The sequence below is a fragment of the Spirosoma sp. genome (assembly GCF_026391055.1).
In the GTDB taxonomy this organism is placed as follows: Bacteria; Bacteroidota; Bacteroidia; order Cytophagales; family Spirosomataceae; genus Spirosoma.
Genome location: NZ_JAPLET010000020.1, coordinates 65,265 through 80,784, shown reverse-complemented (window position 1 = coordinate 80,784; position 15,520 = coordinate 65,265). Strand labels below are relative to the sequence as shown.

General features: G+C 48.0%; 6 protein-coding genes. 1 reads left to right on the top strand and 5 read right to left on the bottom strand.

Features of this window, described 5'->3' with window-relative positions:
* Positions 1–18 precede the first annotated feature (18 nt).
* The 3 genes from NT073_RS13210 to NT073_RS13200 all read right to left on the bottom strand — a co-directional run bounded on the left by NT073_RS13210 (position 19) and on the right by NT073_RS13200 (position 7,882).
* Complete coding sequence (locus NT073_RS13210; protein ID WP_297374038.1) at positions 19–1,620, bottom strand: SusD/RagB family nutrient-binding outer membrane lipoprotein; 1,602 nt, start codon at positions 1,618–1,620, stop codon at positions 19–21.
* A gap of 85 nt (positions 1,621–1,705) precedes the next feature.
* Complete coding sequence (locus NT073_RS13205; RefSeq protein WP_297374035.1) at positions 1,706–4,807, bottom strand: SusC/RagA family TonB-linked outer membrane protein; 3,102 nt, start codon at positions 4,805–4,807, stop codon at positions 1,706–1,708.
* Between the two features lie 522 nt (positions 4,808–5,329).
* Positions 5,330–7,882 carry a prolyl oligopeptidase family serine peptidase gene (locus NT073_RS13200; RefSeq protein WP_297374032.1) on the bottom strand — a complete coding sequence of 851 codons (2,553 nt, stop codon included), beginning with the start codon at positions 7,880–7,882 and terminating at the stop codon, positions 5,330–5,332.
* 266 nt (positions 7,883–8,148) lie between these two features.
* Here NT073_RS13200 and NT073_RS13195 point away from each other — a divergent pair, with 266 nt between their 5' ends.
* Positions 8,149–9,723, top strand: a complete 1,575-nt coding sequence (locus tag NT073_RS13195; RefSeq protein WP_297374029.1) for a VCBS repeat-containing protein — start codon at positions 8,149–8,151, stop codon at positions 9,721–9,723.
* Between the two features lie 101 nt (positions 9,724–9,824).
* Here NT073_RS13195 and NT073_RS13190 read toward each other — a convergent pair whose 3' ends face one another.
* Positions 9,825–11,423 (bottom strand): SusD/RagB family nutrient-binding outer membrane lipoprotein, encoded by a 1,599-nt coding sequence (locus NT073_RS13190; protein ID WP_366107250.1) that lies wholly within the window; start codon positions 11,421–11,423, stop codon positions 9,825–9,827.
* Positions 11,424–11,442: 19 nt separating this feature from the next.
* Positions 11,443–14,766 (bottom strand): SusC/RagA family TonB-linked outer membrane protein, encoded by a 3,324-nt coding sequence (locus NT073_RS13185; protein ID WP_297374023.1) that lies wholly within the window; start codon positions 14,764–14,766, stop codon positions 11,443–11,445.
* Positions 14,767–15,520 lie beyond the last annotated feature (754 nt).

Below are 15,520 nucleotides of genomic sequence, written 5' to 3'. Positions count from 1 at the left end.
TTTGACTCCTAAAACAGATTATTTATCCCAGTAGATACGAGACGTCCAGGTATCACCGCCCGAGAGTTTGCTAACGGCGGCACTGTAATTAGCCGAGTTCAGCGTTGCTTCGCCCGTTGGGTAAGGCTGCCGACGGGGAATTGTCCCGTTGGAGAAGTTACCAACATAGTTTACAGGCGTTAAGACGGGGAAGCCCGAACGCTTCCAGTTATTCCAGGCTTCCGAGAAGTTCAGCAGCAGGCCCGTGGTGGCCCAGTACTGCTCATTGATCTGCTTCAGGGCATTGGCTGGTACCAGTGGGTTAGCATCTGCATAAGCCGTTGCCACCGCTGAACTGATCGTAGCTGCTGCTCCATAGCGCGACAGCGCCTGGATACCCGCTACAACACCATTTCTATAGTGTCCGGCAGCCGTACCACCCACCGCAAAACCACGGGTAACCGCTTCGGCGAGCAGGAGTTCAACTTCAGCATAGGTCAAGACAAACAGTGGAGCATTGCGGTCGCGGAATACTTGCGTAGGCCGGGAATATTTTCCGATTGGAGTAGCATCGGCACCCGCACCTGTTCCACCCGGATAACCCGGCGCTTTACTGATGTCCGTAGCTCCACCGTTCAGGTCGTAGCCGTTGGGTAGACCCAATTGAACCGCTGGTGTTGTATTACCTGGTGCAGCAATCGACTGATTAGCGGCCAGCCCATCTGCCGGTACTTCGGCGATAACTCCCAAACGTGGATCGTTCGTTGCTTTCAGGTAGTCGATCATCGTTTTGCTCCAGCGAACCTGATAAATATCGGCCAGGGTGCTTAAGGCAGCACCATTGCCATTACCATAGCCATTGGCGTTATCGGCCCGAACGTAGGCATCGTCATCGACACTGGTAAAAACACCACCTGCAACAGCTTTCTCGGCATAAGTTTTAGCCGTCGTGGGATCAGCCTTGGTTAAGCGCATTGCCATTTTGAGCATGAGTGAGTACCCATACTTTTTCCATTTGGCAACGTCTCCTTTATAGGGAAACGCATCGTTGGTTGGCAACAGGGTGGCTGGGCTCAGGGCTGCCGTAGCTGTTTCAAGTTTGCTCAGCATGCCTTTATAGGCACTTTCCTGGCTGTCGTAAACGGGCAGGGTTGTACCCCCTTTTGCCTGCAATGCCTGCGTGAAGGGAAGATCGCCATAGGTATCGGCAATGGATGCCAAACACTGCACCTGCATAATTTTAGCAATGTTGTTCAGATTGGCCAACGCAGGTTTATCCTTGGTAAGCTGCTCCATTTCATACGCATAGCTGGCCGCGCCATAATTACCATTCCAGGTACTGGCCAGGTATGAGTTCGTATTGCTCGAAATAACATACTTGTCAGCATTGGAATAATAGTTGGCCGCCCCCGAAGAGGTCGATGCGAAAATCTGAACCCACATGCTCTGGAACAGGATAGGACCACTGTACCCTGCCATAGCACTTACGTGGCTGAACTGAGTGCTTGGTAACAGCAAATTAGGGTCGAATATAGTCGCTGAGGCCCGAGTAGGGTCGGTGTTGATCGCGTCGAAATTATCGGTACACGAAACCTGTAAAGACCCTATTACAAGGGTTAATGCTATCAGTCTTTTTTTCATGATTCTTGTATTTATTAGGTGTGTATGATGACGAGTCTTTAACTCGTCATCAAGCGTTGCACACCGAATTCTTGATAGAAATACCTTACTTGAACCGGATATTTAGGTTAACCCCGTAGTTACGGCTTGATGGAAGGCTCGTTCCTTCAATACCAGCGTAACGCAGGTTAGCACCAAACGTAGCCTCAGGATCAATGTTGGTGGTTTTCTTCATGATGTAGAACAGGTTCCGGGCCACAAAAGAAATATTAACCGTACGAATCAGAGGCACTTTTGTTAAAACACTGGCAGGAATGTTGTAGCCAAATGTCAGCTGACGCAGTTTGATGAAATCGCCATCGACCACACTTATTTTGGTTACGTTGTTGGCCAGCGCCGTGTAATAATCCTGTGCAGTGGCACGAACTGTGTTGGCAGCGCCCCCTTCAACAACACCTGTTGTTATACCCCCTTCACGACCTACCAACGTCGCTTTGTGCAAACCACGGCGGTACGCGTAGTTTTCAGTAGCCGAAAGAATCTTGTTGCCGTAGTTATAATCGACCAGGAACGCCAGGTTAAAGTTACCGAACGAAAATTCGTTATTTAAACCACCGTATAGCGTTGGTAATACCGTGCCCATGTTGATCAGGTTGCCCCGAACTGGTAGTCCGGATGCATCCACAATGATTTGGCCATTCGACGCATACTTGTAATCATACGCCCGAATTTGCGGCCCCGACTCGCCTACGACAAACGCAGTAGTCGCATTACCCAGAGTAGCGCGGTTAGAGCCCAGACCCAGCGGATTGTTATTGGCATCGGTCTGGAGAATTTTGTTCTTAACTGAAGTCAGGTTGAACGAAACATTCCAGGCTAATTTAGCCGTTTTCACGGGTGTGCCGGTTACCAACACTTCCAGACCCCGGTTCTGGGTAGAACCGGTAGCCACTACACCACTGGTATACCCCGTTGCCGGGCTATAGTTGGCAGGCAGAATTTCATTTCTCGTCTTCTGGTCGTAATAGGCCAGATCGAATCCTAAGCGGTTTCCAAAAAACTTAAGTTCTAAACCAACCTCAACTTCGCTTTTGGTAAAGGGTTTTAGGAATAGGTTAGGCAGGCTGGAACTGAAATTACCCGTTGGGACACCGTTAATAGCACTACCTACGCCGTAATAAACACTGGTTCCATAAGGGGCACCTGGCTCACCACTGGTAACGGCATACGATGCGCGCAGTTTACCAAAGCTCAGGCTAGGCGATTTTACAAATTCGGAGAAGATGAATGCACCGGTTACCGATGGTGTAAAGATGCTCCGATTGGAACTGGGTAACGATGAATAAGTATCGTAACGACCGGTTGTACTAATGTTTAAAAAACCTTTGTAGCTGAAATCAACGCTATAATAAGCCGACTGAACCTCCGATTTAGCATAGCTATAACTCCGGTTGAAGTTCACAACGTTGTTAAAGCTGTAGAGGTATGGTAGCACAAAAGGCCCACCACCGATCCCGATTTTCTCGTAATCATTTTTGCGGATGTTACCACCCACGATAGCATCAATAGAGAAGTCAGGCGTAATGGATTTGTTGACACCAATCAAACCGTCAATGTTCAATTCGGTTGTTTGGGCGTTCGACTGTTCGTCCAGGCCACCTTTAGCATCCTGCGAATAAGCTGTTCCGTAGGGTGTAACCCGGAAGATCCGGTCATTGGCGTTATCATATCCAACACGAGCCTGTGCATAAATCCAGTCGGCAAACTGATATTTGGTCGCAATCATCGAGATCAATCGCTTACGGCTTACGTCGTTCACGTACTGATTGGTAACGAAGTAAGGGTTCGTTACGTACTCGTCATCACTAAAAATAATCTCACGTCCGGTGGTGGTATTATAACCCGGAGCAAGAATCCGCTGATCGATGTTCGTTGCCAGGAATAAACCATTGTTAGCGTTCATTGGACCATCGCTCAACTGCGGCTTTGCCGTAATCTTCTCGTCGATGTAGTTTGCCAGCAGGCTCACACTCAGCTTCGAAGTGATGTTCTGGTCGGCCGTTAGGTTGAACGTTTTACGACCCAGACCACTGCTTGGCAGGATTGACTTGGTATCAAGGTTCGACAACGACAGACGGAATGACCCGTTATCGCCCCCCTTGGTTACCGAAACCGTATTGGTGAAGTTGGTGCCTGTCCGGTAGAAATTTTTGATATTATCTTTCTGAGCCGAGTAGGCATATTGCTTACCGTCGAACTGCGTAATTTGCGAGCCATCCAGTTTAGCACCCCAACTCTGCCGACCCGTTTGTTGAGCAGCCGCAATGGTAGCGGGTTTTACGCCACCGGTTCCCTGTCCGTACTCATACTGAAAATCAGTGAAGTTAACCGGACTATCAGCCGTCAGGTTTGTGTTGTACTCAATGGCGTAATCACCTTTCTTACCCCGTTTGGTTGTAATCAGGATGACACCGTTCGTAGCTCTTGTGCCATATAAAGCAGATGCCGACTGACCTTTTAGAACCGTCATGGTTTCAATATCGTCTGGATTCAGGTTACCGATACCGTCACCGCCATCAGCACCACCCCATTCGCCGGCGCTTCCCCGCTGGGTATTGTCCATGGGTACACCATTGATAACGATTAACGGTGAACCGCCCGAGTTGATACTGGGCATACCCCGCATCAGGATTTTAGCCGTACCACCGGGGCCACCGCTGGTTCCTTTTACATTCAAACCGGCAACCCGGCCAGCCAGCGAATTACCAACGTTGGTTTCACGAGCTTTTGTAAATGCTTCACTACTGACCGTCGTAACTGCATAGCCAACCTTACGGGCTTCTTTCGATATCCCTAAAGCCGTTACTACAACTTCATCGAGCACTGCGCTGCCCGGCTCCAGTTTTACGTCGATAACAGAGCGGTTGCCAACGGTAACTTCCTGCTTGGTGTAGCCAATGTACGAAAACACCAGTACGGCACTTCCGTTTGGTACGACAATTCGATACTTACCACTGGCATCCGTATTGGTACCCCGATTAGTACCTTTGATGGTGACAGATGCACCAACCACGTCGTTCCCTTTCTCGTCCGAAACCCGGCCCGTAACTTCGCTGTCGACAGCAAGGACGGGAGACGCAGCAGCGGAAATCCATATTCCCAGAAACAGTAATAGCCCGGGAATGGCTTTACGTAATTTTGACTTCATAGTAGTTAGACACTTGATTAAGTTAATGAAACAAACTTTACTGATACTGATTGGTGGGCTTGTAATCACCGATAAGAGACGGATTCTTACTTCAAAAATGCACTGGCCCTTACACGCACTGGTACATAACGCAAATAAAATACTCTGTTAAGAGCGACCCATTTGCCAAATTATATTAGGCAATTATCGCTACCCTTTCATGGAATTTTTACTTATACGCTTGTATTGACAAATATATAGATTGAAATACTAAGTTTGTAATTTTTTTTAAAAATCAGTCCCCAACAAATGTACACTATATATCTTAACAACTACTCAAACTTTATTCAATATAATTGTTTCCAGCAATTATACAATCATACGTTCATTTAATGACGTTTACCAAAGGCTACACATCAATTGGTAGCTTTTGGTGAACAATAAAAAAATAAGTAGATTTATCTTTATGTATGCACAAAATCAATGTTACAGATCACCCTAGTTGACAATTATTTGCGCGTGTTCTTTAATCAGTAAACAGACCTATTTGGTGGCATTCTTCTGGTTGTTTATTACAGCGTGTTCCGGTACCAGTTTCCAGTCGTTGTCGAAGAAACCCGCCATCCGAACCCCCTTGCTACCTACACGAACCATATCTAGGCCGAAAATCATGAAGTCAGGGAAGCCACTCGCCCCGGCGAAATATTGGTTAGCCGAAGCTGCCCGCATCCCTTTTAGCCCTGTTCCGCCGATAACAGCTACCGATGCAGTAGCCGACCCTTTGATAGGCCAGACGAAATAAGCACCCAAATCGTCGCCCTGCCACTGCTGATCACCAACCCGAATATGACTACGTTCCATTTGAATAGGGCAGTCGGCTAACAGTAACCTCCAGGCTGCATTGTTTGTCGCATTTCCAAAAAGCACAACGCCCCGATCGGTGTATTTTTCCAGCGAGTAATCGGTGTCACTTATTATTTCAATACCCCCGTTGCCCCGGTAATACCAGGTTTCGGCATCATAGCGTGCCTTCTGCCAATTCCATTCGTTTTCTTCTTTCGTGCCCTTCGTTCCATACACGAATACCATTCGGTTATTGAACGCATCTTTGAACGTTCCATTTCGATGAGGCCCTTTCTGGGCCATGTCTGGACGTTGTGCCTGTTGCCACTTCCCGTTTTCCCGACGGAGGAAGAGTGTATCCTGTGCACTCCCAGTCGTGTATGTGATGGCCGGGGTGCCATCCAGTGTTATGGTTAACGGTGTGTTTGCAGCAAAGTCATGCAAGGCCAGTTTCAGAAGGGCTACGTTCGAGATTGTACCAACAATCGTTTTTCCCCGCCGGGTGAGCTGCATCCGGCTGTACAGTAATGGCTGTATCTGTTGCTCAATAGCCGCCCACCGATACGTGGATGAAATGCCGGGATTAGCAGTGATAAAATCAATATCGTTCACCGTAGAATCGGTGGCAATCCGGTGCCACTTAAAGAAATCGAATAGAGGTTTCCAGTCAACGCTTTCGTCACCAAACCAGTGACTTCCACCGGGATATTCATAGTAACTCATGTCGGGTTGCGACTCCCCAAGCAATTTTCGCATTTGCCGGGCGTAGGTTACGGGAACCGTCCGGTCGGCATCACCGTGCAGTACATATACACCCAGCGGTTTGTAGTTGCTTGTTAGCTTCAGCACATCACTCTGGTTGCCAGCTCGCAACAGCATCTGTTCCAATGGGTCGCTGCTGGTTCCGGGGATTACCCCATCGGCAGAGCCGTACTCTTTCAGGGTCGGGTAACCCGCGCAGGGAGCTATGGCCGCCCACTTATCGGGATAAGTAGCCCCAAGGAACCACGTACCATGCCCACCCATGGAGTGACCGGTCAAATAGATGTGCTGCGGATCGGGTTTAAACCGGTTTTTAGCAATAGTCAGTACTTCTAGGGCGTCTAACCGGCCCCAGTCTTCCCAGTTGAAACCGCGTGGCCGACGGTTGGTAGCTGCAACCAGATTTCCCCAGTCTTTGGCTTTGTATGCCCGTGCCTGGCCAATGGCTTCAACACCCGCGCCGTGCACCGACAGGAAAAGGGCCGAAGGCGCGGTCGTTTCCGACGATTGTGGGGTTACGGCATAATATTGTAAACTCCCGTCGATGCGGCTAACGAACGTTTGGCTGTACGATGCCCCGGCTGGAACGGCTTCCACGGAAATCGTCCCGGTGTCGAGCGACTTGCCTTTCTGAACGAGGGTTAACTCACAGGGCTGGGCACCTTTCGCAGTGACGCCACTCCCGTCGAATGTGAAAGCTACCTTCCGGCTCGATAAGGCCGGGATAACGGGCAGGGACGTTGTATGTGTTTTGCCGACCAGCTTACTGGTCAGTTGCAGCCCATTCAGCGATGTTGCTGAGGTATTGACTACTACCACCGCTGCCTGAAGCGACGCATTCGACTCGCCTAATCGAATACTCGGCAAAGTTGGATCGTCGGTAGCCAGCATGGCGGACTTGTTCGGAAAACTCAGACTGGCCGTTATCATGACACCCCGCACGTATAACTCATTCAATCCTTTCCTGAGCTTAACGGGAATATGCATGTAGCCCATACTGTACACATCGCCCATGTGCAGTTCGCCATTTACGTAGACATTACTATTTCCTTTAATATCAAGTACCGCAATCTCCTCCTTAGCCGATGTATAAGTCAGGTAGGTATAGCCCCCGCCCCCGCCAATTCCTCCCCGAAGGTTACCAGCTACCACGCCGGGGCCCGCCGGGGCACCAGCATTACCCCGAAAACCGCCCCGCAACCGAAGTCGGTTCAGACTGTCGGCCGTTACCGCAATCCATTTGATGTCAGCACCCTGCTCATCTTTACCAAACACTGCGCCTTCAACAGGCTGTTGAAGTGCGCCAGTGTACAACTGATAAGCCAGAGGATCAGTGTAGATGGCCTCCCGCCCATAGCGACTGCCGGTTAGAGCCACCAGGCCTTTTGTAAACGAATAAGGTTTAGGGCGAGCCTTTTCTGAAGTTTGCTGAGCCACTAGTGGACAAACGCAAAGCAATGAGCAGGTAAGTAAGATAAATGATTTGAGCATAGTAGGCTAAATGAAAGGCAAAGGTATCAATATTTTATTTTTTTAAGAAATAGCAAATATTTTACAAAAATAATCAATAACTACAGTTACAATAAGTGAATCTACTTCAGGCATTTAAGATCTTTGGTATTTAGTCAAAATCCCAAAAAGCGATTGCTACGCATTATAGAAGTAAACCCGGAGAGTAATGAAATACCATTTCTCCAGTCAGTCGTATCATGTCTGGTTCATTTCTCTTCTTTACTTTTACAGTAAATTCACCGCCAATGCCATCCCCCAGAACCGGTTTGCTTCTTGTGCTCTTTCTGGTGACAGCTTCGTTTTCTATTGCTCCGCAGTATAAAACAGGCATTACCCCTGCCAGCCCTGCATCACAAGGGATTGGCCCGGCTCCCATCGGCCAGCAACTGGCGCGTCAATACTGCGGGAGTTGCCACCTGTTTCCAGAGCCTGAACTGCTAGACAAAAAGACCTGGGTTTCAGGAGTGCTGCCTACTATGGCCCTACGCCTTGGCCTTAAACTACCGGGACAAGATACTTTAAGGCCCCTGGCCCCCGAAGAGGAAGAAGCTATTAACCAATTGCATATCTATCCCGAAACGGCAGCCTTGTCCCTATCTGACTGGGAGAAGATCGTTCGGTATTATGAAGAGGCCGCGCCCGAAGCACCTCTACCACAAAAGCCCCACGCCCCTGTAACCAACAAACTGCCCTTATTTGCGGCTAAAGAAGTAACAATCGGTGATAAACCCGTACCGCAAACAACCCTGCTGAAATACGATAAACAAAGCGGGCAACTCTATGTAGGTGATGCCCAACATGCCTTGTACGTCCTCGACAAGCAGCTTCAATTGGCCGATACGTGGTGGATCGACACCCCACCAACGGATATTGACTTCCCCAAAAATACAGCCCCGAGATTACTCACTATCGGTATATTTAGTCCGTCAGACCAACAACTGGGCCGACTCATGACGCTCGAGAGAGTCGCTAAGCCGGGTTCCAGCCCTATCAATATTCGGCAATTACCCCGCCCCGTACAGTTTGCGTCCAGCGATCTGAATAGCGACGGTAAAGAGGATGCAATTATCTGCGGATTCGGCAACAATGCCGGAAAACTATTCTGGTATGATGGTTTTGATCCGGCCAAAGAACATGTTTTAAAAGCCTTACCCGGCGCCAGAAAGGTGGAAATTGCCGATTTCAACCATGACGGCAAGCCCGATATTCTGGTTCTGATGGCCCAGGCGCGGGAAGAGGTTTCCCTCTTTTATAACCTGGGAAACGGGAAATTCAAAGAAAAGACCGTACTCCAATTCTCCCCGCTGTTCGGCTCCAGTTACGTCGAACTTGCTGACTTCAACAAAGATGGTTATCAGGATATACTGCTCACTAATGGCGATAACTGGGATTACTCTTCCGTCAACAAAAACTACCATGGCATACGTATATACCTCAACGACCGTAAGGATAACTTTAAAGAAGCCTGGTTTTACCCGATCTATGGCGCGGCAAAAGCCATAGCCCGCGACTTCGACAAGGATGGCGACCTCGATATTGCCGCTACTTCTTTCTACACCAATCTGGACCAGCCTGAGCAGGGATTCATTTACTTTTCTAATCAGGGCGGACTAACGTTCACGCCCTTTAGTACGTCGGCGGGTGCCGACGGAAAATGGCTAACTATGGAAGCCGCCGACGTCGATCAGGATGGTGATCTGGATATTGTACTGGGTTCTTACTTTCACACGGTTGGCGAAATGACTCAGTTGCTTTTTAAAGGTATCACCTCTTTTCCACAACTGCTGGTGCTGGAAAACCAGGGAAAGAAATTACGTTGATCTAAAAACAAAAAAGAGACAAACCAACTGGTCTGCCTCTTTTTACCAACCTAATTTAAACTTACTGGTAGTAGCTGCACTAGTCAGCAATAGCTAAATCCTTATTTCACATCCCAGAAAATCTTGGTAATTAGATTATCCGTCGCTTTCACCGTAGCATAATTGGCGGCATTGTAGGTGATTTCATTACCCGGAATTGTCCACCGAACGGGGGGTAACGTTTGGTTATTCGAAATGTCGGTCTGGAAGCTTAGTACCGGATAGTCCAGACGGCGAATGTCGGCCCAGTTTTCGTAAGGCTGAACCAGGTTATAATGCAGCCATTTCTGGGTAGCAATCAGCTTCAGCTTATCGGTCGTGCTGGTGGCGCTGGCCCAGCTAACCGCAGGCTTCGCAATATAGGCGCTGATCGACGCTGCCGTGGCGGCTGTCGGTGCTGGAGAACCCGTAATACCGGTGGCATTGCTCAAGGCCAAAATGCCGTTGTAGAATTGTACCGATTGGGTAATGGCCGTTTCGTAAGCCGTTCTGGCCGACGCATCGTTGCCCGTTCTCAGGTAATACTCCGCCTTAATCAGATTGATTTGCGGGGCATTGATCAATATACCAGGAAAAAACTGGTTACGGCTCAGCGTATAACGGTTGTAGATAGCAACCTGACCGGCATTAAAGAGCTCCGTTTGTGAGGCTTCGGTAGCTGTTGGGTCGATACCAATGTATTTACCGGCAGCATTGGCCCCTGGTTCAAACAGGATAGGTAAACGTGGGTCGCTATTGGCGTTCATGTTATCAATGATCGCCTTACCTGCCGTATTGCCGTACCAGCCTGCCGACTCCAATCCATCCTGGAATCCTTTCGAGTTGATATCGGTATTGATATCATACACATTAATCTGGATATTTTGCGCGTTGGTTTCAACGATTGGATAGGTCGTTGCGTTACCCAGGATCTCCGCAATTTCGCTGTTAGAACGGGACTTGAAGCTTTCCACGTCCGATACCCGGTTCAGAATCCGCAGGCGAAGTGAGTTACAGTACCGTTTCCAGGCTGTTACATCCCCTTTGTTCACGAAATCCTGCGTCGTAAATGACTTCTGATAGCCTGCGTTCAGCGTAATGCCGTTCAATTCGGTAGCAATCCGTTTCAGATCGTCTAACAGGAATGTATAGATACCCTCAGCTGTATCGAACTTGGCGCTGGAGGCTATGTAATCACCCCCGTTGGTACTCAGCAGACCGGCCGTACTAAATGGAATAGAGCCGTGTACATCGACCATCTTCTGCGTGTAATCGTACACATATACCGCTGCCGCCAGCATAAAAATCTTGCGGTCGGCCTGTTGATCGGCGGGTCGTGATGCGTACACCCGTTGCAGCTCGCGATACTGAGCCAGCATGTTGTAATAATTGTACCACACATCCTCAACCCCCGACGAGCCCGGAACATACTGACCCGACGAATTGACCCACCCCGTTGCCTGAGTATAGTGGTTGATGGACGTTCGCAGCGTAACAAAGTAATGCCGGTAGGCTGGAAGTACATAATCTTTGTTGGCGTACAGCACCCCGGTAAACTGCTTTTCAACGGTCGTTGTGGCAATTTTGGATGGGTCCGGGTAGGCTTCGGTGAACTCTGACTCCTTACAGGAAATATTTGCCAGTAACAGTCCGCCTAAAAATAGAACAGATATTTTTTTCATTTTCATGATTGTCATAAGATTAGAAGCTGGCCCGTAGCATTACCCCCATAGTGCGGAACGACGGGTTATTACCAGCATTATTGATGTTGTCTGCCCATCTTGTCCCTACGTTAGTCTGCTCTGCATCCAGATCTTTGATGGTTCTGTAGATGAAAAACAGGTTACGGCCAAATACCGACAGGGTCAGGTTCTGGGTGCCAATCTTGCGGGTAATGTTGGCCGGAATACGGTAGCCCAGCGAGATCTCTCTCATTTTGACGTAGGTGTTCTCCTTCACATACAACTCATACCGCGCGTTGCCGTACTGAGGGCCGCCCCAGTTGTAAGTGCTGTTGTAATAGGTAGCCTGAGAAATCACATTGCTGTTAGCCTCACCGGTTGGCAGCACGCCATCCATCAGCATACCATCATGGTAAACGGTTTCACCTTTGGGTCCGGCAGCAGCCGATGTCTGAATACCTTTTCCGCTGGCGTCTTGGTAGTAACTCAAACCACCGTGTTCGGCATCCATAGCCGTCAGACTTTCTTCGGTTAATCCGCGTGAAGTCATCCAGTTGATACCCGTAGGCATAATGGAGCCACCATAGCGGAAGTCAACGACTACGTCCAGGTTGAAGCCTTTGTAGCCGAAGCTGTTAATCAGACCACCCGTCAGTTTCGGCATAGCGTTGCCAGCTTTGATCCAGTTGGCACCGTCCAGTTGGTAGAGGCCGTTCGGGCCAACAATATTCCGGCCGCTGGCATCTTTCAGAATACCGTGTACGTAAATATCGCCCATGGGTTGACCCACAACTGAGCGTAGCTGCGCTGCGTTGCCGTCATAGTCGGCGTGTAACAGTTCTGTCGAGTTGTTGGCCAGTTTTTCAACTTTGTTGCTGTTTTTGGCCAGGTTCAGGGTCAGGTCCCAGTTCAGACTATTAATATCTTTACTTCTCAACGGCGAGATGTTCAGGGCTAACTCCAGCCCCTGGTTCCGCAAAGTACCAATATTGGCCAAAATGGTACGAGCTCCTGCCGTAGCCGCAATCGTCAAAGGCAGAATCTGGTCAACGATCTGTGCGTTGTAGTACGACAGGTCTACACCCAGCCGGTTTTTGAACAGTTTAGTTTCCAGACCAAACTCAAATTCACGCTTCTGCTCAGGCCGGATCTTGTCGTTGCCGTAGTCGCTGCTAATGTTAGTATACAGTACCGAGCTGCCACCCGCCTGCTGCAGACTCAGGCTTCCCTGGCTATAGGCGTTGTTGGCCCGGTATATGGTCGGGTAGTTACCCACAATACCCCACGAACCTCTCAGTTTGGCATAGCTGATAACCGTTGGCAGTCGGAACAGGTCGCTGATAACAAGGCTGGTGTTAACCGATGGGTACACAAATGCGTTGTTTCCTTTGGCGAGCGTCGAGGTGCGGTCTCTCCGTATGGTTCCTTCTATAAAGAAGAAGTTTTTGTAATCGAAGTTAACCGTACCCAGGAAAGCATCTCGCACATAGCGATCACGGGTATTGGTACCACCCGACGTATTGACCGAAGCTGAAATATCGAAGAAGTTTTCCGTACTCAGACCGCCATTGGTTGACCGGCTCATCGACGTGTTCAGCATTTTGTTAGCAGTATACCCACCTCGTGCCGAAACGGTAATGTCTTCGTTCACCTTCTTGGTATAGTTAAGCAGAATGTCGGTATAGACATTGTTATACAGGTTATTGCTCATCGAAAAAGAGCCTGAATAGCCAAACGCCAGCGGAATGGAGCTGCGCTGTTTGTCTTCAAGCCGCTCGGAGGTAAAGTCTGTTCCTACCCGGCCGCGCAACGACAGTTCGTCGGTGATCTGCCAGTTCTGTGTAATGCTGGCAATGATGCGGTTGCTGTACTCATCGTAGGTGTTAGCACGGGTGCTCCATACATAATCTCCGATATCGCTTTTGAAGCCGTTCCGGATAATGTTCTCGCTGGGTGTCAGGCTCTGGTTGGTACCAGTTACATACTTGTATCCCTGGCTTGTCTGATATTTATTGAAATACCAATCGGCCGACTCGAAGCGGTTCATCATTCCGGAGAAGTTGTTAATCATACGATCCACCTTGAACGGGCGATTGTGCGTATACTGGTTGACGTAATTGACCATCAAATCCGTTTTCAGCTTTGAGTTAGCGTTAAAGCTGGCATTCAGATTCATGATATTCTTCTCGTTTTTGGCCCCATAGCTGATCATGCCGTTATCCTGCCGGGTGTAGGAAAAGCGCAGATTTGAGTTTTCCGACGATTTAGAAATAGCCAGGTTAATATTGGCGCTGTGAGCGTTCTGGAACAGATTCGCATAGCTGTTGCCCGATGCGACGTAGGGGCGAACAACGCCATCGAACGACATGACGGGTTGACCGTCAAACTTGGGGCCGAAGTTAACCGTAGCATTTAGCAGACCTCGGGTGTCGCCTTTTCCATCACCATCAGTATCATAGTAAATGAACCCGTTGGCATCCTGACCACCGTTGGCGTAGTTCAGCATATAACCGGGACCTCTTACGTTCTGATAACGGGGCAGGTAAGCAATCTTGTCGACGCTGTAGCTGGCGCTGAAATCTACACCAATACCTTTCTTACCTTTTCCGGATTTGGTCGTTACCAGCACCACGCCATTAACGGCTTCCGAGCCGTACAGGGCAGCCGCCGAAGCACCTTTTAGGATCGAAATATTCTCAATATCGGCGGGGTTCAGGTCGAGAAGACCATTACCTCTGATTCGCTGATCGCCCCAGTAATCGTTGTTCCGTACTTCACCGTTACGAATGGGGATACCATCCATCACAATTAAGGGTTGTGTATTACCCGTGATGGACGAAAAGCCCCGAATATTAATGCTTACCGCACTAGTGGCTCCACCGGGTGTTGCGTTGATCGTTACCCCCGGTGCTTTACCGTATAAAGCAGTGGCAAAGTTTGGCGATGCCGTTTTTATAAGCGCTTCGTTGTTGACAACCGCAGTGGCATAACCCAGCGCACGCTGCTCTTTAGGAATGCCCAGAGCGGTTACAACAACCTCTTCCATCATAGACGCATCCTCTTCTAGGGAAACGTCGACAGACGGTTTGTTGTCAACAATAACTTCTTTGGTCTTGTAGCCGATAAACGAGAATACCAACACCTTATTCTTTGCTACAGCAATGCTGTATTTACCATCGGTGTCCGTTATTGTACCGGACGTTGTTCCTTTTACCAGAATGGAGACACCTGGTAGTGGCTGCCCATCAGTGCCAGCCGTGACCCTCCCCGAAATCGTCTGAGCGAGCGCGGGAGTACTTATTACCCATAGTATGATAATAAGCATTTGTAAACCTTTTGCCATAGAATAATCTGTTTTAAACTGTATTGAGGAAAGGTTATATAATAAAATTGCTTAAATTTATACTTAAGAATACATTATTATAATGCTTAAGTAAACTGTTCAAACAATTTCATTTTCTATACTGACACAACTTATTTAAATAATAACTTTACTATTGCATCAGTATTGACAAATATATAGACCCGTAGCCTAAGTTTATATATTTTTTTAAAATCTATTTCCACAAATGTTCATTACAGCATACAATATTTACTTTATATAGAATAAATTATATGTTTAATCTTTATAATTCAATAATAAGCTTTATACATAGAAGCTGCTTACTTGTCTTTATGAGTCAAAGCTTAGCACAAAAAAATAATATACAGGTAACACCCCTTTACTTCTTCGGTGTTACTAAAACTTAATCACTACTTCTCTTGTAGTACGCCTAATTTATTCTGACTAACTAGTTTTACATATTGTTCGTCAGCATAACGTACCTGATTTGTAGGTATAACTTATAGAAGCTATATCTTAGAAAGCGATTGAATTGAAGTCTGATTCGTAGCTGTCATTGATAACATACAGTAATATGGCTACTAGTTGAAAGTAATAACTTTTATTACTTTTTTTAATATCAGCTTATCATTATGCACTTGTACCATTAGAAATCAGGTTAGTTTTTAAAAAAAATAGCTATTATCGAGATAAGTAGTTCAACTATGGGCTATGCTTTAAATTTAAAATTTATATTGCCGTATATCTGTACTTT